Source organism: Acinetobacter sp. Ac_3412 (genome assembly GCF_013072675.1).
Lineage (GTDB): Bacteria > Pseudomonadota > Gammaproteobacteria > Pseudomonadales > Moraxellaceae > Acinetobacter > Acinetobacter higginsii.
Genome location: NZ_LXUJ01000014.1, coordinates 25884 through 46573, shown reverse-complemented (window position 1 = coordinate 46573; position 20690 = coordinate 25884). Strand labels below are relative to the sequence as shown.

18 protein-coding genes and 1 pseudogene are annotated in these 20690 nt (G+C 36.2%); 5 read left to right on the top strand and 14 right to left on the bottom strand.

Annotated elements, in window-relative coordinates; translation table 11 throughout:
* Positions 1 to 499: 499 nt before the first annotated feature.
* Positions 500 to 1213, top strand: a complete 714-nt coding sequence (locus A7P54_RS17365) for a hypothetical protein (RefSeq protein WP_171550341.1) — start codon at positions 500 to 502, stop codon at positions 1211 to 1213.
* On the opposite strand, the gene A7P54_RS17360 is transcribed toward A7P54_RS17365, so the two are convergent.
* From A7P54_RS17360 to A7P54_RS17340, 5 genes are read right to left on the bottom strand one after another with little or no spacing between them, the layout of a single operon-like run.
* A complete protein-coding gene (locus A7P54_RS17360; RefSeq protein WP_171550340.1) occupies positions 1185 to 2606 on the bottom strand; it encodes a hypothetical protein in 1422 nt (473 codons plus the stop codon). The genes A7P54_RS17365 and A7P54_RS17360 overlap by 29 nt on opposite strands.
* The gene (locus tag A7P54_RS17355) at positions 2584 to 3762 is read right to left on the bottom strand and encodes a TniQ family protein (protein WP_171550339.1); all 1179 of its coding nucleotides are present in this window, start codon (positions 3760 to 3762) and stop codon (positions 2584 to 2586) included. The genes A7P54_RS17360 and A7P54_RS17355 overlap by 23 nt, the downstream gene beginning before the upstream one ends.
* On the bottom strand, positions 3720 to 4613 hold the full coding sequence (locus tag A7P54_RS17350) for a TniB family NTP-binding protein (protein WP_171550338.1): 894 nt from the start codon (positions 4611 to 4613) through the stop codon (positions 3720 to 3722). The genes A7P54_RS17355 and A7P54_RS17350 overlap by 43 nt, the downstream gene beginning before the upstream one ends.
* The gene (locus A7P54_RS17345) at positions 4613 to 6538 is read right to left on the bottom strand and encodes a Mu transposase C-terminal domain-containing protein (protein ID WP_171550337.1); all 1926 of its coding nucleotides are present in this window, start codon (positions 6536 to 6538) and stop codon (positions 4613 to 4615) included. Before A7P54_RS17345 ends, A7P54_RS17350 begins: the two co-directional genes overlap by 1 nt.
* Complete coding sequence (locus A7P54_RS17340; RefSeq protein WP_171550336.1) at positions 6531 to 7193, bottom strand: TnsA endonuclease N-terminal domain-containing protein; 663 nt, start codon at positions 7191 to 7193, stop codon at positions 6531 to 6533. The genes A7P54_RS17345 and A7P54_RS17340 overlap by 8 nt, the downstream gene beginning before the upstream one ends.
* Before the next feature lie 128 nt (positions 7194 to 7321).
* Here A7P54_RS17340 and A7P54_RS17335 point away from each other — a divergent pair.
* Positions 7322 to 7972, top strand: a pseudogene (locus A7P54_RS17335) (ATP-binding protein); the annotation flags it as partial.
* Positions 7973 to 8013: 41 nt separating this feature from the next.
* Here the strand turns inward: A7P54_RS17335 and A7P54_RS17330 are convergent.
* Entirely contained in the window at positions 8014 to 8802 is a 789-nt protein-coding gene (locus A7P54_RS17330) for a TorF family putative porin (RefSeq protein WP_171550335.1), read from the bottom strand.
* A gap of 393 nt (positions 8803 to 9195) precedes the next feature.
* On the opposite strand from A7P54_RS17330, the gene A7P54_RS17325 reads away from it, so the two are divergent.
* Positions 9196 to 9960: a TSUP family transporter gene (locus A7P54_RS17325; protein WP_171550334.1), complete on the top strand. Its 765-nt coding sequence runs from the start codon at positions 9196 to 9198 to the stop codon at positions 9958 to 9960.
* Between the two features lie 78 nt (positions 9961 to 10038).
* Here A7P54_RS17325 and A7P54_RS17320 read toward each other — a convergent pair whose 3' ends face one another.
* Positions 10039 to 10812 (bottom strand): TorF family putative porin, encoded by a 774-nt coding sequence (locus A7P54_RS17320; protein WP_171550333.1) that lies wholly within the window; start codon positions 10810 to 10812, stop codon positions 10039 to 10041.
* 740 nt (positions 10813 to 11552) lie between these two features.
* On the opposite strand from A7P54_RS17320, the gene A7P54_RS17315 reads away from it, so the two are divergent.
* The gene (locus A7P54_RS17315; RefSeq protein ID WP_171550332.1) at positions 11553 to 12842 is read left to right on the top strand and encodes an OprD family outer membrane porin; all 1290 of its coding nucleotides are present in this window, start codon (positions 11553 to 11555) and stop codon (positions 12840 to 12842) included.
* Between the two features lie 99 nt (positions 12843 to 12941).
* Here the strand turns inward: A7P54_RS17315 and ppa are convergent, their stop codons facing one another.
* On the bottom strand, positions 12942 to 13469 hold the full coding sequence (ppa, locus tag A7P54_RS17310; RefSeq protein ID WP_004656389.1) for an inorganic diphosphatase: 528 nt from the start codon (positions 13467 to 13469) through the stop codon (positions 12942 to 12944).
* A gap of 116 nt (positions 13470 to 13585) precedes the next feature.
* Positions 13586 to 13984, bottom strand: a complete 399-nt coding sequence (locus A7P54_RS17305) for an MAPEG family protein (RefSeq protein WP_004802081.1) — start codon at positions 13982 to 13984, stop codon at positions 13586 to 13588.
* Positions 13985 to 14134: 150 nt separating this feature from the next.
* Here A7P54_RS17305 and A7P54_RS17300 point away from each other — a divergent pair, with 150 nt between their 5' ends.
* Positions 14135 to 14527: a hypothetical protein gene (locus tag A7P54_RS17300; protein ID WP_171550331.1), complete on the top strand. Its 393-nt coding sequence runs from the start codon at positions 14135 to 14137 to the stop codon at positions 14525 to 14527.
* Positions 14528 to 14576: 49 nt separating this feature from the next.
* Here A7P54_RS17300 and A7P54_RS17295 read toward each other — a convergent pair whose 3' ends face one another.
* From A7P54_RS17295 to A7P54_RS17275, 5 genes are all read right to left on the bottom strand, one after another.
* Positions 14577 to 16256: a long-chain-fatty-acid--CoA ligase gene (locus tag A7P54_RS17295; protein ID WP_005191709.1), complete on the bottom strand. Its 1680-nt coding sequence runs from the start codon at positions 16254 to 16256 to the stop codon at positions 14577 to 14579.
* Between the two features lie 156 nt (positions 16257 to 16412).
* Positions 16413 to 18632 carry a DNA topoisomerase IV subunit A gene (gene parC, locus A7P54_RS17290; protein ID WP_171550330.1) on the bottom strand — a complete coding sequence of 740 codons (2220 nt, stop codon included), beginning with the start codon at positions 18630 to 18632 and terminating at the stop codon, positions 16413 to 16415.
* A 115-nt stretch (positions 18633 to 18747) separates the two neighbouring features.
* On the bottom strand, positions 18748 to 19386 hold the full coding sequence (locus tag A7P54_RS17285; RefSeq protein WP_171550329.1) for a tetratricopeptide repeat protein: 639 nt from the start codon (positions 19384 to 19386) through the stop codon (positions 18748 to 18750).
* Between the two features lie 100 nt (positions 19387 to 19486).
* Positions 19487 to 20131 (bottom strand): trimeric intracellular cation channel family protein, encoded by a 645-nt coding sequence (locus tag A7P54_RS17280; RefSeq protein ID WP_171550328.1) that lies wholly within the window; start codon positions 20129 to 20131, stop codon positions 19487 to 19489.
* A gap of 52 nt (positions 20132 to 20183) precedes the next feature.
* Complete coding sequence (locus tag A7P54_RS17275) at positions 20184 to 20654, bottom strand: YchJ family protein (protein ID WP_171550327.1); 471 nt, start codon at positions 20652 to 20654, stop codon at positions 20184 to 20186.
* Between the last annotated feature and the right edge of the window lie 36 nt (positions 20655 to 20690).

Here is a 20690-nt window from a genome sequence, read left to right as displayed (position 1 = left end):
GGTGTGCAACTCAATGAGAATATGCAAAATATTTCTTTAATTGGTTTTTTAGAAGAAAACTACAATCTTGATTAAAATGTATTGACCAATGAAAATTAAATATGAAAAAATGACAGGCAAAGAGTTGGAAGGCACGAACAAAACCTACTTGCTCAATGGAGTCCCAAAATGGCATTCGAAGTACAGATTAGCAGATTGGGTTCTAGAAAAGCTAAACTTTTAGAAATCTTCAATAAATTTAAGTACCTTTCATCTTCGAAAATGTAAATTAGTCAATTCTATGAGCTCCCTTTAATAGGAGATGTATTGGATGATCTTATGCAAAATCAGGCCTCTAATAATTCATGAACAGTAGTTTTGAGATTTATTTTTAAACTACAGAAGAATTTTATATTAGAACTATTGAAAGTTCTTTTAATAAAAACTCAGAATTATCAGCAATTAAGCAGCATTAACTACTGATAATTTTAATAGCATTAGTTTAATAAAGGTGTAATTTTTGTTGAATACAAATCATAAAGAAATTAAAAAAGTCTTACTTCAATCAGAGAAATATGAAACAGCGTTAAGAAAAAGGTTTAATAAAAAAAATAATCGAGCTTATTATGGAAGTGTAGCAATATGTTTTACATTGATAGGTTTTTCTTTATTTTCAATTGGAATTGGCTTCATATTTAAGAACCAATTTATGATGCTTGTTGCACTTATATTTATTATATTTGCAGAATTATCTTTATTTCTAAGTACCGCTATAGATATGTATAATTCTCGTAAAGGTATTATTTCATTTTTTAAAAACCCTTTAGAACTCCTATTACAAAATACAGAATTCAGCACAAGATCTAAAATTAAATTTTCACCCCAATTGACTGATTTTGAGCTTAAAGATTTAAAATTCACAAAAAGAGAAATAACTTTAGAGAGAGATAATTTTGATAAAAGAACTTCAATTATAACAGGAAGCATTGATAAAATTGGAATTTTCCCTACAATATTAGCAACATTTATACTCATTCTAACACAACTTAGCAATACTAATGTTCAATTTTTTTTAAATCAAAATCCAAATTTCAAGTTCTATTTCTTTGCAACAATATTTATTGTATTTATCTTTCAAATCCTTTCTTTAAAAAATTGTTTTACTATACTGAGACTAAATACAATTATTGATACATTAGACTATATCATTGAAATAAAAAAGGAAAAGGTATAATGTAACTTTCAAAATTGTAATTAACAACTAAAAAATCGCCTTCAAATTCATAATAATATTTCTTATTTTTCAATATTATATTATGAAAATATTCTGTAGCCAACAGTATCCATTTCACTTTATTTTTAGTAGATAGTTCTGAAAGTTTATTTAATTCAAACAATTCTTTTTCCAAGTATTTTTTTCTTCTTAAATTGGATTTCCTATTATCCTTAATTAAGCATTTTAGCTCCAAACTATATGACTCATTGATAAAGGAGATAAATCCTGAAATTGTATTTTTTTGACCATTTTTTATTGCCAAAAAATTATTTATCTGTTTTTGATTAATTACCTCATCATTTTTTAAATTATTTTTGAGCATAATCTCAACGGCAGGTTGTAATGCTAACCGCACTGTTCGCAAAATAATCTTTTTATTTTCTAATTTTTCTTGCAAGTATAAATAATATTTATTTAAGCAAATCGGAATATGATTATCAAATTTATTAAGTAAGTTATTAATTCTACTTAATTCTGAAACCTCTAGTTTAACTTTTTCATTAATATGAATTTTCCCTGAATTACACAACCACTTTATAACCACAAAATTTTTTCTAAGCCCGTAAGGCTTAAAGATGTTAATAAGTTTTTCATATTCAGGAATTCTCCCCCAGAAATCATCACATTTAATGAAAAAATCTAAATACTTATTTGCTCTCATACTAGCAACATTATTTTCGTAATTTAAAGCCAACCATCTATTAAAATCTAAATATTCTTCTTTTACTTTTTTAGAATTAAACAAACAAGAGCAAAGTTTTACATCATGCTCAGATTTGTTTAACCAATAACAACTCCAACAGTACTTTCCACAACTAGGTGACATAAGAACATTACATCTTATACAGTTGATTTTATTGTCTAATGCACATTTTTTGCATAGCTCTCCCATGTCAGTAGTCATTAGTTTTCTATATTTTCTACATTCTGGGCATGTTTTATATGCAGTGTGTCTGTAACAAACAATACATATAATTTTATTAGGATCTTGCTTGTCTTTTATGAATTTTCTGTTGAATTGCAAACATATATCACATTGCTTTTTTTCTTTAAAATAATTTTGATAGCAACTTTTACAAACCCGACCATAGGTTGTGTTAGAACCATCCTTTAATGCTGGTTTATCACAACGAATACATTGCTGTTTCCTCTTACATTTTTCACATATCGGGTTTTGTTCTTTTTTATGTAGCCTAGACTTTTCACTACACAGTGAGCATGTTTTTAAAGTAAACCATGTTTTATAACAATTAACACAATAACCTTCGTCATGATATCTACGATGAATTTTTGTTGGTGATTTTCCACACCAATCACATTTTTGATAATTATGAGAATTTTTTCTTTTCATAGTAGCTTAAACGTATGAACTTCTTTTTCAATGCTTGCCATTCTTTTTCTATAGTTGTCTTACTTTTTATTCTATTAGAATCGCGTTTTATAGTTCTTTTTGTTTTTGAGACTGGAAGATATTGATAAATAGGATAGAACCCTTTGGGAATTACACTATTTTTTGACCAATGGAAGCTATTTTGTGTGACTTTACATTTTATCAATATATCAACCCATTCTTCTTTTGTTACATTTATCATCAATTCTAGAACGGAGAATAGTTCAAATCTTATAACAGTTGATAAATAGTTTATGCTCAGTGGTTCAATTAAAGATAATTTTTCTTTAAATGAAATATTAAATTCCTTAAGTATTAATCCAAACATATGAGTTTGATTTTCACATCCTTTTCTGATTATATTTAAAAAAAATAATATAGTATCCAACCAATCTTTAAATTTTAAATCTTGCCCTAATAGTTGTCCTGACCCATTCATATAAACATTATGAGCTCGCAACTGAAAATTTAATGCTCGGTCATTATTAATACTATTACCTATCACTTGTTGAGTCATATCTAGATAAAGAATAGATTTACAATGATAGCAATGATCAATGTACCTGCTCATTGCATCTAAGAGCTGTGGTTGATAAACCTCTCCACATGAAGGACACTTGTTCTGTAATAAAACTTTATGAGAAGTACAAAAAATATTCCATGTAAGCCTCCAATGTATTCTTAAATATGGTTGCTTATTTACATCCATTAAACATAAAGGGCAATATTGATAACCAAGAAACCGGACTCGATTTCTCTTTGCCAAAGGAATTATCCAAGATGTATTTTTTTTATAAAAATCACTTCCACACTCTAATTGCTTATAAATTAAAGAAAAAGTATTAAATTGAATAAGATTTTCAGTGTCAATTTTTGCTAATTTAGAAATATCTAAAGTTATATTTGGATCAAAATGTTCAAAACCTTTATCTAAATCATATGTCCATAGTCTATGTTGCCTCCAATAATATTGAGTAAACGTAAGAGGTGTGCACCCTTGATTTAATGCTGCTCTGATCATCCATGAACTAATACTTTCATCTTCATAAAACTTTGTTTTGATCGGCAATTGATTTATTTTATGATTTTTCTTAAACCTTGGGTCGGCCTTAACCATGATTTATCCTTAATATTATTAAGTGTAATAAATTCTTCGCCCTGATTTATAGCATCGCTAGTGCATTCGACTAACAACCTATGGATATTGCCCAAATTACCCTCACTAATATGGTGAATTTGTGTGGCTAATTCTGAGTTTTGTAAATTTGATGCCTTCTTTAAGGGCAAAATTTTTTCAAAACTGCCTAATAATTTTTTGAAATCGTTGTTATTAGACCAAATCGGAATTTCAGCTACATCAAAACGACTAGCATGTTGCGGATCAGTATGTAAAACCCTTATAGCATCTTTGGTACCAACACCAACAATTGGAATTTGAAGCTCGTTACAGATCAATTTTATAGTATTCATTATTTGACGCTGTTGTCTTGGGGTACCAGTTAATAATGAATGTATTTCATCAATAATTAGCATTTTTACATTCAATTCACGAAATGCGTGTAAGACCTGATATCTTAAATCTACAGATGATTTTGTTGATCTATAGGGCAAACCAAAAAATTCAATCAACGTAATATATAGTTCTTTTTCATTTGCAGAAGGAGGAGCTTGAATCGTGACTATTGGTATCACAGCATCTTGATTATCATTTAGATATGTAACTCCAAATTTTTTATTAAAATGATTTATTAAAGTTGTTTTACCGTTATTCGAGTCCCCAATAATTAATAAATTAGGCATTCTCGGCCGTTTAGTTTTATTCATCAAACCTTGTAAATTATCAATAATTGTATTAGCAGTTGAATATCCTATCCAACGTGGTTCATCTAAAAATGCAAGTCTTTCTTTTTCTGAAAGAAATAAGATATGTCTAAATTTTTCATGTACATGCTGATATTCATCTAACATTATTCAATATCCTCATAATAACCAATATTTTGAGAAAATTGCTCCTCATCAATATTCAATTTCTTTCTCTCTACACTCGATTCAATTGCTTGACTTTCATATATATCTTGTGATTTTTTATGAATTTTCTTTCGTTGCTGCTGTCTACGAATTCTTTGCGTATTTGCTTCAGCATTTGAAACCAAAGATTGCATCTCATCCCAAGCTTGATAAATAAGCTGTTGATTTATAGTATTATGTTTTTCTAAGACAATTTTGGACAGTTGTTTAAACTCCCATACACTCATTTGTGGTAATACTTGGTTTGCAAATGGAACTTTAAAGTATTTTTTAATGATTGGATCATAAAACCAAATCTTACTGATATCTCGAGGATCACGTCGGAATACATATTTTTTAGCCTTACCATTATCATCTTTTGTATTAATAAATGGATTCAAACAAGTATCATAATAATCAAGTTTATCGATACAAACCCCAGTATGTTGGACTGTACGTTTCCAATAAGGCATAAAATCTAAAATAAGAGTCTGTTCGTCTGCTGGAATTGTTGGTATCCCAATCCCTTCATTCATTGAATCCCCGAATATACCGATTCTCCACTTTTGAATTGGTGCTATTTCCAAAGAAGAATGATTAGTCAAGTGATATACTTTAGAAATATGAAGTGCTATGTATTTTTCAAACTCATCAAAGGTAAAAATTGCATTTTTTTCAGAATCATACTCTATTCTTTGAGATAGATTAGAAAATGTTGTTCCTGGAATTTCATGAATTTTCTTCATGAAGCTTCCAATCAATCGTTCAATGTGTCCACCAAATTCAGGTCTAGCTAAGGGTCTAAATTCAATATTGATGCCATGAAGGGCACAAGATTTCTTTAAGTTCAAAGATTGAAAATCTGGTCCATTATCAACATGTATTTTATGAGGATATCCATAAACTGGCCATTCGATATCTGTTATTCCTAAATCATGAAGTAACTTATCTTTAGTTAAAATACTTCTACTCAAACACATCGCGACTGATGTAACTGAAGGTGCATCTAATGATACATAGAACCCAGTTATCATTCTGCTATAGACATCTATAGCTAAAGTAACCCATGGTCGACCAATAGGTTTCCTATATTTGTCATCAACTAAAATAACGTCAGCAAGTGTATGGTCAATTTGAACCACACTTAGTGGATGATCAGCGTCAGGGAAATGACCTGGTTTTGCTGTGAACTTATTTCGTGCCTTTTCTCGAAAACCTCTCCCTTTTAAATATTCTTTTTCAGGTATTTGGCTAATTCTCAAACGAATTGCATTCTTGCTTGGTTCCTTCATTTTTAGCTTATTGCAACGTCTATATACTTCTCTGATCGTAGCTTCGACTGATGGTCGTTGTTTTGTTAAAAAATAGTCCTTTATTACGTCCCTTATTAATTGATCGCTATCTCTTTCTAAGCGGACTTTTCCCGTTGACCAACCTCTTTTTTGCTCTAATAGTGAAACAATTGAGCCAGTAGTTTCAAAAGCTGCCATCCAATTTCTAATTGTTCTAGTACTTACATTGCACTCATTTGCTCTTTTTTCTAATCCCTTAGTTCCGATATAATCACCACTTAATGATATAAGTGGTTGAATAGCTTCATATTTAAATTGAGCTTTCTCCCAATCTTCATCACAAATTAAATTAGAATCAATGCTGATATTTGCCCCATCATGTTTAATTACATTTCTAAACTCATTAATTGACATCAATTTATTTTCATTAGTCTGTAAGTTTCTGAATAAACACTGATTAATATCAATTACTTCAATTAATTGATATTCCACATTATCAATTGTATTTAAATAAATACTTCCTTTATTTATCCTTATATGTGAGCGTTCAATACTAAATCCTACCGAACAATTAAGATTTTCTATATTATTCACACCACACCTCGCTCAACTCTGTAAGTTCATCCCAATAATCAAATTCCAGATGCTTGTTTGCTAATAAGTGGAAAATTAAGTTTCTACCATTTGTGCGATATAGTGACCCCTTAAAGAACCTTTCCAATAGATAACCTATGGTGGTTCCTCCCATTAATTGTACTTGTTCAATAACACACTTTTTTTCTGAATCATCAAAATATGAGTTCTTAAATTTATTAATATAATTTATATTTATCAGTGCTTTATGTCTTATTCTATTTTCATCATAAATTTTAAATCTAAAATCTTGTTCCTTACAATATTGAATAGCTGCTTTCCACTTATCAGACCAATCTCTCCAATTTTCTTTCCATTCAGAGAACGGCTTTACTTCAACTATCATAGGCTTTGTTTCATGGCTCTCATAATCCCCTCCAGTATAAAATTGAACAAAATAATCTGGAGTATATTCATATTCAACTCCATTTTTAATAAAAGGGATCGAAATGGGTTGTGCTACAAGATCAATGACATCTTTTCTGAATGTATGAAAAATTAGAAAATCTCTTTCTAATGTCGATTCAAAAGGAATATATGAGCCTTCAAAGCAAATTTGACCTGATACACTTCTTCTTGTTGGCTTTATAGTTCGTACTTGTTTGAGTTTTTGCACATTATTTCCTGTAACTTATAAAGTTTTGAAACTTATTTAAGGTAAGTTGAGAAATCTATTTAGATATTTTTGCCATAAAATTATCTTTAAATTGCCATTCTTTGAATTCTATTTGAGTATACTACAGTGGCTCACAACCCAAACCTGGTGAAATTACCTTGGCACATTTGGGTGTATTATTTCTGGATGAATTACCCGAATTTGACCGCAAAGTCCTCGAAGTCTTGCGTCAACCGCTAGAGTCCAAAGAAATTGTGATTTCTCGTGCAGCAAGGCAAATGACTTTTCCTGCAAATTTTCAATTTATTGCAGCAATGAACCCCTGCCCATGTGGTTATGCCTTTAATCAGGATAGTCGTTGCCAATGTTCTCTGGATAGTATCCAACGCTATCAAAATCGAATTTCAGGCCCGCTATTAGATCGGATTGATTTACATATTGATGTTCCACCTTTACAGGCACAAGAATTACAGGATCGTACCCCAACCGAAAACTCTGACACGGTACGACAGCGCGTCATCAATGCTTATGAAAAACAGATCCAAAGACAACATTGTTTAAATCAAGCGCTCTCTCCAAAATTATTGGAACAGCATGCCTTATTAGATGACAGCTCAATAAAAATTATTGAAATGGCACAACAGCGGCTCAACCTTTCTGCTCGTGCCTATCATCGGGTGTTAAGAGTGGCTCGAACCATTGCAGATCTAGCAGAAAGTGAATTCATCAGTAGTGGCCATATCACTGAAGCCTTGTCCTACCGCGGTCAGCAAAGCTAAAAAAGCGACCTTGAGGTCGCTTTTTTATGGATCAGACTCAATTAGAAGGCATAACCTAAAGCTAATACCACTTTATTCTTTTGTTTGGTTTCATCACGGGTATAGCCGCCAAAAATATAATCCAGACTCCACGTTGCGCCGGTATTGCCCAAAGGATGTGATAAACCCAGTGTTGCATGACGGAAAGCAAAATCCGTTTTAGTTACATCGCCAGCTTTGGCTTGATAAGCCAGATACTCGTCGTCATCACCATAATAATAGGCTGCAACTTGCGCTTTACCTGTAAATCCACCTGCAAGTTTTGGCGCATAGGTCGCTAAGAAATAAGTATCGCCTTTGTTTCCGAAGGTGACATTATTCAACAAAGTCTGCGCGGTAATGCTGAAATCTTTATAGCTCAAACCCAAGATGGTTTCATAACCTGTCGATTCCCAACCCGGATAATAGTAATAAACCGTGCCCCCGATCTGATAGCCCAAATCTTCAGTAATTTTGCCTTTATAGCCCGCGTAAAAATCGTTTTCGAAGGATTTTTTCTCTTCCTTCACATCAGTAGGTGAAGTATTAAAATCAGCATAGGCAGCTGTTAAAGTCGAAAACCAATAGCCCAAATAGAAGCCACTGTTATGGCTATAATCCAGCCCCCCTTGCACTGCGGGTGTATCACTTTCTGGCGAGTTGGTCATGCCGCGTAAATTGTAGCTCGATACTACATTCACATTTCCTGTAACAGTGCCTGGAAATGGTAGTTTTGTTTCTTCTGCTAAACTCAAAGTTGATGTAGCAGTCATCATTCCCAGTACAGCAGCCTTGCATGCAAACTTCATCATATTGATCTCCCCCTATTTTTAGATACTCAATTGATTTTTAAGCTTTAAATTGCATCACAAGCTAATTAGCAATTGCTGTGCCAAATCACAAAAATAAAAAAAAGACAAATAAAATCAAATACTAACAAAGATTAACTCAATATTTTCTAAGTTTTAAGGCAAAGTATTTCTAATCATGCAACTGAAATGAGCGACACCTATCCTTCATAGCGCATAAAAAGCACCTTTTTAGCCAAGCAAATAATTTTTATACATTCAAAACTTTAGTTCCTGAACAGCATAAAAAAACAGCAAGTTCAAAAGAAACGATGTTTAATAATGATCTAACAAGATTCGCATGCTGTTCCTTCAAAAGTGCTAACAACATAAAAAATTCTCAGACTGGCTAATATGATGATTAATGAAACCGTCCTACTGACTTTAGGGTTCTTTGCTTTCTGTGGCGGTCTGATTGATGCAGCAGTTGGCGGTGGTGGTTTAGTACAAATACCTGCCTTATTACATGCTTTGCCACAACACAGTATCGCGACCGTTTTTGGTACAAATAAGTTAGCTGTTTGGGCTGGAACTGCCTCTTCTATTTTTAAATTTGTTCATAAAATCAATTTTGTGTGGAAACTTCTGATTCCTACAATGCTTGCAGCATTTATATTTGCATTTATTGGTGCAATGACCACTGCCTATATCCCAAAACAATTGATGACGTATGTCATTTTCTTTTTACTCATCCTGATGGCTGTCTATACATTTCTGAAGAAGGATTTAGGCGCACGAAGTACTTATCTCAAATGTGGCTATAAAGAAATCTTGCTTGGAATCATTTTTGGCGGATTGATTGGCTTTTATGATGGTGTTTTTGGGCCTGGTAGCGGAAGTTTTCTGCTTTTCCTGTTTGTCAAAGTTTTCGGTTTTGATTTCCTCAATGCTTCTGCATCGGCAAAGGTTGTTAACCTTGGGACATTTAGCGCAGCACTTTTATTTTTTATACCAACAGGCCATGTCTTGTGGGAAATCGGATTAACGATCGCCATCTGTAATATTATGGGTTCTTTAGTGGGTGTTTTTTTAGCACTACGCTATGGCAGCCAATTTATCAGATTATTTTTTCTTGTCCTTTTAGTTTTTCTGATTATCAGAATGGGACTATCTATATTTTAATCAGACTTAATAAGTCTAAGTAATAAAAAAGCCAGCAACAATGCTGGCTTTTTTTATTTATTCTTCACTCAAAGAAACTTAGAACGCTTTGGTTAAAGTAAACACTGCACCAGTTTCTGTACCACGTTTATACGGTTGAGCATCTGCATCAATATTAGTACCCACCGCTGCTAACTCAGCCGTTAAACCAGATACCGATTTCACGCTATAAGTCACCCCGACTTTCCAGTCCACATAGTTATCATCTTCAGCGCCTGTGTCGCTAAAGTCATAGTTATCTACTTTGGTATAACCCACACTTGCGACACCACCGAAACCAGTATCAGCGAATGGAATGTTATAGGTTGCATTCACATACCAGCCATTCTCATCTGTACCTGCAAAATCATTGGTATAGTTCAAAGCACCTAGCAAACTATCGCCAGAAGCGAGTACATTTTTAAAACCTAACTTAGCGTATAGCTCTAACCAATTAATATCCGATGAACTTGGATAACCGTAGTACCATAAACCCACATCTAAAGTTGGCTTACTAGCAAATGGAAGTTCAGTTGCATAACCGACATATGGGTCAAGCTCTAAATGAGTTGGGTTGTCTGCACTAAAATGTACATTTGAAGCCCAAACACCCGCATATAAGCCAGATGAATGCGTTAATGCAAAGCCACCTTGTACCGCAGGATCGCCTTCAGTTTGAGTAATACCACGATAACGATAATCAGTCGTTAAAGCAGCGGTTCCAGAAAAGCTAAGGCCGTATTGAGATAATGTATTTGTTTCTTCCGCCATAGCAAAAGTCGAAGTCACTGCACAAATACTCAACGCGATTGCTTTACATGCAAATTTCATCATATTGATCTCCCCCATGATGGATATTCGACTGATTTATGTTTTAAATTGCATCGCAAAGTAATTAGCAATTGCTGTGCCAACTTTATAAAAACTAGGTTAAATCTCGATTTTGTCCCATAAAAGTGCCGAGCGTCAGTCATCTGTGCATTGGAATTGATCTTTATCAAAAAAAGATCTGTTTTTTTGAACTATTTAGAAGCGCAACTAAAATAAAGAACATTTATTGCACAAAAAAGAGGCATATCTACGTAGTAAAAAAACAACAAAGTGCTTAAAAGATAAGCATCGTGCAGAAAACGTAAGCAGTGTTCCATAAAAGTGCATCGGCAAAAAACTTAAATTCGCCTGAACATCTGTAACTTTTGGATTGATGAGTCACTGTCATTCGTCGGGATGGTATTTTTTGCAAACCGATGCGCTTATTTTTTAAACAAAGAAAAAATAACTCATTAAATAAAAAGAAAAAATAATGCAATAAATCACATATTTTTATAAAAATAAATCAAAAAATATACAGCTTATTTTACAACTAAATTAAATTATTTTACATATAAAAATCATTAGCTTAAATTGAGTTTGACTGTTTTTTAAACGAGAAACAAATCATAAAATTATATAAGTATTTTATTTAATATTAATTAAATTATTTTAATAAAAATCTATCTTTTTTATGCATAACTTATACAATTGGTCAAAATTTCGGTTCTATCCCAAATTTATTTTTTTTAATGAGGCGAGCTATGCCAAAGGCAAATAAACTTACTTTAGCGGTTTTGATTAATGCCGCGTTAATTACCTCAACATATGCAAGCGAACAAAGCGAAGCAAAAGGACTTGTTGAAGATGCCAAAGGGGATATTTTATTCCGTACTGGTTATTTAAATCGTGACAAAAAGAATGGTGTCAAAGACACAAGCTCATATGCTCAAACGGCAATGGTAAAACTTGAAACCGGTTTTACTCAAGGTTTAGTTGGCTTTGGTGCAGGTATCATTGGTGATGGCTCTTTTAAATTAGGCTCGAACAATAATGCTGGTAACGGCATGATCCCTCGCGAACGCTTAAATGGTAAAGACAATACTGGCGATACCTATGACCACTGGGCACGTGGTGGCGGTTTTGTTAAAGCACGTATCTCAAATACAACTGTGACTTACGGTACACAAATCTTAGATATCCCTGTTCTAGCAAGTAATACAGCACGTTTAGTACCTGAATACTTTGAAGGTGTTTTGGCAACAAGCCGTGAAATTGATGGCTTAGAGTTAACTGCCGGTAAATTCACTAAAGATCAGTACTCTGACCAAATCAATACTGATGGCCGCAAACTTGATCGTGCTGTGGTTTGGGGCGCAAAATACAAATTTGATGACAACTTAAATGCGGCGTACTTTGGCTTGGATAGCAAAGATAAGCTAGATCGTCATTATATCAATATGAATTATAAGCAAGCGTTAGATAAAGACAGTGGTTTGACGTATGACTTAAGTGCTTACCACACTAAATGGGATGAAAAGGCAAATACGTATTCAAGTACGACTGATGACTTGTCTAATCGCAAAAATACCATCTGGGCGCTTTCTACGACTTATAACACAGGCCCACATAGTGTGATGCTGGCTTACCAACAAAATAATGGTAATACAGGTTATGACTACGGCGAGAACGCTGATGGCGCTCAAAGTATCTATTTGCCAAACTCTTACCTGTCTGACTTCATTGGTAACCAAGAAAAGTCTGCACAGTTACAATATAACGTAGACTTCGGTGGCTATGGTGTTCCTGGTTTAAGCTGGACGACTGCATTCGTTTATGGTTGGGACATTAAAATTAAAGATGTAGCCGATACTGCACAAGAACGTGAGTTCTTTAACCAAGTGAAATACACGGTTCAATCTGGTTTTGCCAAAGATGCGAGCTTACGTTTACGTCACTCATATTACCGTGCAAGCGATGCTTACGATAAGCTTTATATCGGTGATACCAACGAATGGCGTATCTGGCTTGATATTCCTGTGAAATTATTCTAATTCGCAGTTGATCAAGCAATAAAAAAACTCCATTCAAATGAATGGAGTTTTTTTATGACCAGATTTTAAATTTTTAAAATCTGGTCGAGCATCTCAAAGTTACTTTTTAGCAGCTTCGATTGCTTTAAGTACTTCAGCTTTCGCAACGTCAGCACCTTCCCAACCACTGATTTTTACCCATTTACCAGGCTCTAAATCTTTGTAGTGAGCAAAGAAATGCTCAACTTGGCTGATCAATAACGGCGGAAGATCCGTATATTCTTGAACATCTTTATACAATGGAGATAATTTTTCGTGTGGAACAGCGATCAGTTTCGCATCGATACCACCATCATCTTCCATTTTTAATTTGCCTACTGGGCGGCAACGAATCACAGAACCAGCAGCAACAGGATGTGGAGTTACAACAAGTACGTCTAATGGGTCACCATCTTCAGACAATGTATTTGGTACATAACCGTAGTTTGCTGGGTAGAACATTGCTGTACCCATGAAACGGTCTACAAATAACGCATCTGAATCTTTATCGATTTCATATTTGATTGGCGCTGCATTTGCAGGAATTTCGATGATGACATAGATGTCATTAGGTGCGTCTTTACCCGCAGGAATATTGCTATAACTCATATCAACACTCGTTTAATATTGTGAAGTCAGATGTAAATCGGACAGATTATAACGTGAATACAATGAAAATGATGCTAGATATGCAAACAGCTGGAGAATTTTCTATCCAGCTGCGCTTAAGTCATTTTAATAGTAATCACGAACAGTAAAATTGGACAAAGCAGAGAGAAAAACCAAATAATTGAACGCAAAGTTGCCAAATTGGCTAGATAACAGATGCCATAAATCACACGGAATACGATATAAGCCCAACCCAGCGTAAGAATAAAACGTTCTGGCACGACCATATATTCTGCCATCAAAATCGCAGCAATAAACAAAGGTAAACTTTCAAAGCTATTCTGTTGCACGGCATTGGCGCGTGCGGACAAGCCAGTGGTTTTGGCTAAAAACTCACGCGGATTTTGATTATCCTTTGCTTGAAAACCACCTTTCGATTTTGCAATCAAGGTAAATACATACGGCAACAAACATGCGACTATAATCATCAATATAATGCCGCTAATACCTTGCATGCTGAGATCCATCATTTGAAGTTCTTCTGATCATGCTATCATAATCTATAATTTATTGAACTTTCATTTGTGCTTGTTCTACAAGCGTTTCTTTTACACCACGTTTTTGTGTAAAAGTTGTGTTTTTTCATACAGTTTTAAGGTCAAACTATGCAGCAGCAAGATCAAAAAGAAATGTTTGATGTTTTGGCACAGCAACGACAACATCAACTCTTGGTTGATCGTGTGTTGAAAGTTGTGCTCCCAATCATGGCATTTCTACTCAGTGTGATTTGTGCCAATCTAAATTGGCAGTCCACCTTGGGCACATTTGTCATTCTAACAGTTGCCTTTTATGCGGTTGGCATTTACCGTTTGACTCTATGGCACTGGCTAGCAGTGATTGTGCTGTATGCTATTACTGATAATTATTTTAGTTTTAATGGTATCGATCCAACCCGTTTACGTTTCCAACTGGCAACGATGGTGGTGTTTGTCGGTATTGTAGGCATAGGCCGTCCTTATATCGATCGCTGGCTCATGAAATCAAATCGTACTAAATAAATCCAAATAAAAAAAACGCCGCGATTGCGGCGTTTTTTTAGCGATGTACTTAAGCTGGTTTACGTAAGTCTTTACGTAAGATTTTACCTACGTTTGATTTCGGTAACTCTTCCATAAACTCAACATAACGTGGGCACTTATAACCTGTTAGGTTTTGTTTTGCATAAGCAATAATTTCTTCAGTCGTTAAAGAAGGATCTTTTTTCACGATGAATAACTTTGGTACTTCACCTGATTTTTCATCAGGAACACCAATCGCAGCCACTTCCAATACTTTAGGATGTTTCGCAATCACTTCTTCAATTTCACTTGGATAAACGTTGAAGCCAGAGACCAAGATCATGTCTTTTTTACGGTCAACAATCTTCACATAACCACGTGAATCCATCACACCGATATCACCAGTACGGAAGAAATTGTCAGCGGTCATCACTTTGGCAGTTTCATCTGCACGGTTCCAATAGCCTTTCATGACTTGAGGGCCGCGAATTGAAATTTCACCTTGTTCACCCAGTGCAACTTCTTTACCGTCATCATCCAAAATTGCAACTTCTGTTAATGGCAATGGAATACCAATGGTGCCACTAAATTCAGTTGTTGCAGGTGGGTTCGCCGTTGCAACAGGTGAAGTCTCAGATAAACCATAACCTTCAATAATGGTTGTACCTGTGATCTTTTTCCATGCTGCCGCAGTTGAAGGCAATACCGCCATACCACCACCCATTGCCATCTTCAAATTGCTATGGTCAAGTTGTTTGAACTCTTCATTGTTCACTAAAGCATTAAACAATGTGTTTACTGCTGGGAAGAATGATGGCTGGTATTTACGTAATTCACCAACCACTGCTGGCAAGTCACGCGGATTTGGAATTAAGATATTAGCTTGGCCTTTGTACATACCGTAAAGCGCGCATACCATGAACGCAAAGATATGATAAAGCGGCAATGCACAAACAATGCGATCACCTTTCGCGCTGTCAGAAGCACCAAACTTGCTTGAGAAAATTGCTTCACACTGAAGTAAGTTTGCAACAAGGTTACGATGCGTCAATTCAGCACCTTTAGACACACCTGTTGTACCACCCGTGTATTGGAGTACCGCAGTATCACTTAAGGTTAAGCTTGGACGCTTATAGTTGCTTGGATTGGCTTTGCTTAATGCCGCATTGAATTTGGTATGCCCAGGGATATTCCACGCTGGAATCTGCTTACGTACTTTACGTAAAACAAAGTTGACCAAGGTACCTTTTAATGTACCCAACATGTCACCTACTGAAGCCACCACAACATGCTTCACAGGTGTTTTACCAATAATGCTTTGATAAACGCTGGCAAAGTTTTCAATGATGACCAACACTTCAGCACCAGAGTCATTCAATTGATGCTCAAGCTCACGTGCTGTGTACAGTGGATTCACGTTTACAAGCACTAAACCTGCACGGAATACACCTAAAGCAACCACAGGGTATTGGAAAACGTTCGGCATCATGACCGCAACACGCGATCCTTTAGCTAAACCTAAGCTCTGTAAATAAGCAGCGAATTTACGGCTAGCGACTTCTAATTCATTAAACGTTAAAACTTTATCCATGAAGATAAAGGCATCACGTGAACCAAATTTTTGGAAATTGCGTTCAAAAATATCAACAAGTGAGGTGTTTTCAGCAGGCAGTTCAACTGTTTCTGGAATTCCTGTCTTTTGGTATTCAGCAAACCAAATCTTTTCCATAATGCCATTATCTCCGAGTGGTAATCCTTAAAAATGTAACAACGTTACGTCCATGACAAAACATTTTTTTTAACTTTTTGAATTGCCCTGTCAATCTATTCAAACAATATGAATACATTGTCATATATAACGTATTTGTATCACAGAATACTAGCCTTATCTCTGAATGAAGAGTCTATTTGCTTTTTGATATCCGCGTGGTAAAAGTTGCCCCTTTGTTGCTCTTTTTCCTAGATATTTTTGGAGATCGTCCCCTTTCAGTTTTAGATGCTGTTGTCCTGCAGCGACTTGGATTATTTCATCTAAACTCAGGGTTGTCATGGATAAAATTTGCTCTTTTTCATCAAGTTGTATCAACTTGTTACCTTTACCTTTATTCAGAACTGGAAGTTCAGCTAAATCAATAATCAATAAACGCCCTGAAGAACTGAGAATCGCGACATGGCTTGCTTGCTGAATTGGAAGCAATGGTAAAGCCGTTCCCTTATCTGCAACTGTCAAGAATGCCTTACCAGCTTTGGCATTGGTATCCAATTGCGCAGCTTGGGTTTTAAAGCCATAACCTTTAGAACTGACCGCAAGTAATTCACTATTATCGTCATCAATAAAGACTTGGATAAATGAAACCCCACTGGCTGGAGATAGTTTTGAACTGAGCGGTTCTCCTAAGCCACGCGCCGACGGTAAGCTGCTAATTGGCAAGGCATAACTACGCCCTGTTTGATCCAAGAAGTACACCCGCTGATTAGTTTTACCCACAGCATGACTTAAATACTGGTCCCCTGCTCGGAAGTTAAGATTAGCAGCATCCACTTCCGCACCTTTGGCAGCACGTACCCATCCAGCTTCTGACAACACCACGGTCACCGCTTCGGCTGGCATTAAATCTTGCTCTTTGATCTGTACCGCATCTGCACGGGCAACAATTGGTGAACGGCGATCATCACCAAATTTTTTCGCGTCTTCTTTTAATTCACTGATAATAAGATTTTTCAATGATTCTGGATTTGCCAATTGCTCACGAATAATGGCGGCCTTGGCTTCGAGTTCTTCTTGCTCACGGCGAATTTCCATTTCTTCAAGCTTGGCTAAATGGCGAAGCTTGAGTTCTAAAATTGCTTCAGCTTGAATCTCATCAATACCAAAATGCTGCATTAATACAGGTTTTGGCTGGTCTTCTTCACGAATAATCCGAATCACGGTATCAATATCTAAGTAGGCAATTAAAAGACCTGCCAAAATATGTAAACGCTTTTCAATTTTGGTTAAATGATATTGCAAACGACGGGTCACGGTTTGCTTACGAATCTCAATCCACTCTAACAAGATTCGGCGAATCGATTTTACCTGTGGACGACCATCCGCCCCAATCATGTTCAGGTTGACACGATAGCTTGATTCTAAATCCGTTGTTGCAAACAAGTGACTCATCACCGTTTCTGCATCGACACGATTAGAACGCAGCACGATCACCAAACGGGTTGGATTGCGATGATCAGACTCATCTCGAATATCGGCAACCAGTGGCAACTTCTTGGCAATCATTTGATCGGCAATTTGAGTCACAACCTTTGAGCCAGAAACCTGATAGGGCAATTCGCTAATCACGATTTCATTTTTTTCGACCGTATACACTGCTCGAACACGATAACTACCACGACCTGTGGTTTGAATTTTGAGTAATTCTTCAGGCGGAGTAATAATCTCCGCTTTGGTCGGTAAATCTGGTGCAGGAATATATTCTGCTAATTTTTCATCAGTGGTTTCAGGGTTACGAATCAGCGCAATGGTGCCTTTCACCACTTCACGTAAGTTATGTGGCGGGATATCGGTTGCCATCCCTACCGCAATACCCGTGGTACCATTCAATAAAATATTGGGAATACGTGCAGGTAAGGTGATTGGCTCTTTCATCGAACCGTCAAAGTTATCCTGCCATTCGCTAGTACCCTGCCCAAGCTCACTCAGCAATAATTCACTATAAGCCGAAAGTTTGGCTTCGGTATAACGCATGGCCGCAAATGATTTTGGGTCATCAGGTGAACCCCAGTTGCCCTGACCTTCAACCAATGGATAGCGATAGCTAAATGGCTGCGCCATCAATACCATCGCTTCATAACAGGCGGAGTCACCATGTGGATGGTATTTACCGAGTACGTCACCCACAGTACGTGCCGATTTTTTCGGTTTGCCTGTCGACTTTAAGCCCAGCTCACTCATCGCATAGACAATACGGCGCTGTACAGGCTTTAAACCATCACTGATATGGGGCAATGCACGATCCATAATCACGTACATGGCATAGTTCAAGTAAGCCTGTTCAGTGAATTCGGCTACGGAACGGTTTTCTGTTGCATGATGTGCAAGGCTGGTCATTTCAGCGAGTCATCCAAAATCATTTATTATCGTCAATGTTTTGTATGCTATGTGGATGCAGGCGTTGTGACAAGCCCTTGTTGTTGTTTAAACGTCAAATGGTGTCTTGTTAAGCTTAATGCAGCATATTCAATAGAATTTCCGATGCTGGAAACCAGCCATTTTTCTCCGCCTTTTTTAACCACTCTCTAGCGACTTCGTCATCTTTCTCAACATAAAGTTCCTTTAAATAAAAAAGACCCAAGCTAAACTGAGATGCTGCAATTGCGTGATTGGCTGCGGCAGAATAAAACTCAAAGGCTATTTTTAAATTTTTTGCAACGCCAGTGCCATTTTCATATTTATCTGCAAGATTATTAATCGCAGGCGGAAACTGCTGCTGTACGGCTTTCTCATAATATTTTAATGCAAGATCAATATCCAAATGTTCATCTTCATTCGAACCTGAATAGTAAACACCTAACAGATATAAAGCCGCAACATTACCTTGTTCAGCAAGTGCCTCAAGCTCTTCAGTATAAATCATGTCATTTTCATTATAGATGGGTTGCGCCATCCAAGTTGAAGCCCAATTATATTCAGCAACAAGTGATTGATTATAGGTAGCAGCAATCCATAACCAATTTCTACCCAACAAGAGATTTTGAACGACTCCATTACGCCCTAGACAATAATTAAGTCCTGTTTTTATTTGCTCACTTACATCTAACTCCATCACTTCAGGAGCCATTTCTTGCACAGATAAAAGATTCATTTTTAATTTAATAATCGTATAAAAGTGATCATATTTAAGATCAATAATTCTAAGTAGGCATTAAACCTGCAATAAACTAAATTGCAGGCATGCTTTCCAATCAATGCTCATCGGTTGAGGACGCAGATTCCGCATCATTTTCTTTATAAATAAATTTCGGCATTTCCAAACCAAAATAGATCGCAATCAAACGTAAGGTAAAGCCAAAAACCAAAGTAAAAATCACGGTAAGATCGTGTGGCAAACCAACTTCCAAGCACACCCAATAACAAATTACCGCCACAAAGGAAATACTGGCATAGAGCTCACGACGGAACACCAAAGGTACGTCATTACACAAAATATCGCGCAGAATACCGCCTGATACTCCCGTTAACACCCCAGCGACCGCTGACACTACGAAGCCATGTCCCATCGATAAGGCAATCTGACAACCAATGATGGTAAAACCAATTAAACCCAAGGCATCCAGTACCAAGAAGATGTTGCGCAGATGGCGCATCCACTTGGCAATAATAATAGTGACAAAGGCTGCAATACAGGTCAGCACCAAATATTCAGGATGCTTGACCCAGGTTAAAGGATAATGTCCTAACAGCACATCACGTACCGAACCACCGCCTAAGGCCGTGACACAGGCAATCAGCACCACACCAAACCAGTCCATACTACGTCGGCCCGCTGACAATGCACCAGTCATCGCTTCCGCAGTAATGGCAATAATATAAATTACGGTGAGTAACATCTGCCTACATCCCTAAATCAGGCGTAAAAGTGTGCGCTATTCTAAGACAAACTTAGATGAATTGCGCACAACATTGCTTAAATTTTTTCCCCGAGCCACAAATGCAGGGTTGTTTCATGGTGATTTGCATATCCAGAGTCGGGTCCAGGAAATACCACTGCTGTTGATGCAATACAAAATGTGAAATTTCATGATGAACATGGGCTTGCGTACCATCATGATAATGCGCCTTAAATTCAACCAACGCATGGGTTTTATCCAGCTTGGGTTGATGCTGCACTACTTCCAATTTGAGCCATTGGTTCGATTGACTCCAGTCGGCAATCGCTGCCCGATCTAAAGCACTTTGCTGCCCCAAGGCAGTCGTTTGCAAAATATAGTCAATCTGCTGCAAGGCAAAAGCACTATAACGCGAGCGCATCAATTGCTCTGCAGTTTGAGCAACTTGCTGTTTTAAGTGCAAAGGCTGACAGCACGCAGCATATTGCCCCTGCCCACACGGGCAATTTTGTGATGATGTCATTTCCGATTCTCAAATAAAAATAGCCCTGAGAAAAGC

Excerpts from the sequence above, each read along its gene's own strand:
- A7P54_RS17295 (WP_005191709.1), bottom strand. The coding sequence starts at position 16,256 with ATGGAAAAGATTTGGTTTGCTGAATACCAAAAGACAGGAATTCCAGAA.
- A7P54_RS17360 (WP_171550340.1), bottom strand. The coding sequence starts at position 2,606 with ATGAAAAGAAAAAATTCTCATAATTATCAAAAATGTGATTGGTGTGGA.
- parC (WP_171550330.1), bottom strand. The coding sequence starts at position 18,632 with ATGACCAGCCTTGCACATCATGCAACAGAAAACCGTTCCGTAGCCGAA.
- A7P54_RS17305 (WP_004802081.1), bottom strand. The coding sequence starts at position 13,984 with ATGCAAGGTATTAGCGGCATTATATTGATGATTATAGTCGCATGTTTG.
- A7P54_RS17330 (WP_171550335.1), bottom strand. The coding sequence starts at position 8,802 with ATGATGAAGTTTGCATGCAAGGCTGCTGTACTGGGAATGATGACTGCT.
- ppa (WP_004656389.1), bottom strand. The coding sequence starts at position 13,469 with ATGAGTTATAGCAATATTCCTGCGGGTAAAGACGCACCTAATGACATC.
- A7P54_RS17315 (WP_171550332.1), top strand. The coding sequence starts at position 11,553 with ATGCCAAAGGCAAATAAACTTACTTTAGCGGTTTTGATTAATGCCGCG.
- A7P54_RS17285 (WP_171550329.1), bottom strand. The coding sequence starts at position 19,386 with ATGAATCTTTTATCTGTGCAAGAAATGGCTCCTGAAGTGATGGAGTTA.
- A7P54_RS17350 (WP_171550338.1), bottom strand. The coding sequence starts at position 4,613 with ATGTTAGATGAATATCAGCATGTACATGAAAAATTTAGACATATCTTA.
- A7P54_RS17355 (WP_171550339.1), bottom strand. The coding sequence starts at position 3,762 with ATGGTTAAGGCCGACCCAAGGTTTAAGAAAAATCATAAAATAAATCAA.
- A7P54_RS17320 (WP_171550333.1), bottom strand. The coding sequence starts at position 10,812 with ATGATGAAATTTGCATGTAAAGCAATCGCGTTGAGTATTTGTGCAGTG.
- A7P54_RS17280 (WP_171550328.1), bottom strand. The coding sequence starts at position 20,131 with ATGTTACTCACCGTAATTTATATTATTGCCATTACTGCGGAAGCGATG.
- A7P54_RS17275 (WP_171550327.1), bottom strand. The coding sequence starts at position 20,654 with ATGACATCATCACAAAATTGCCCGTGTGGGCAGGGGCAATATGCTGCG.
- A7P54_RS17300 (WP_171550331.1), top strand. The coding sequence starts at position 14,135 with ATGCAGCAGCAAGATCAAAAAGAAATGTTTGATGTTTTGGCACAGCAA.
- A7P54_RS17325 (WP_171550334.1), top strand. The coding sequence starts at position 9,196 with ATGATTAATGAAACCGTCCTACTGACTTTAGGGTTCTTTGCTTTCTGT.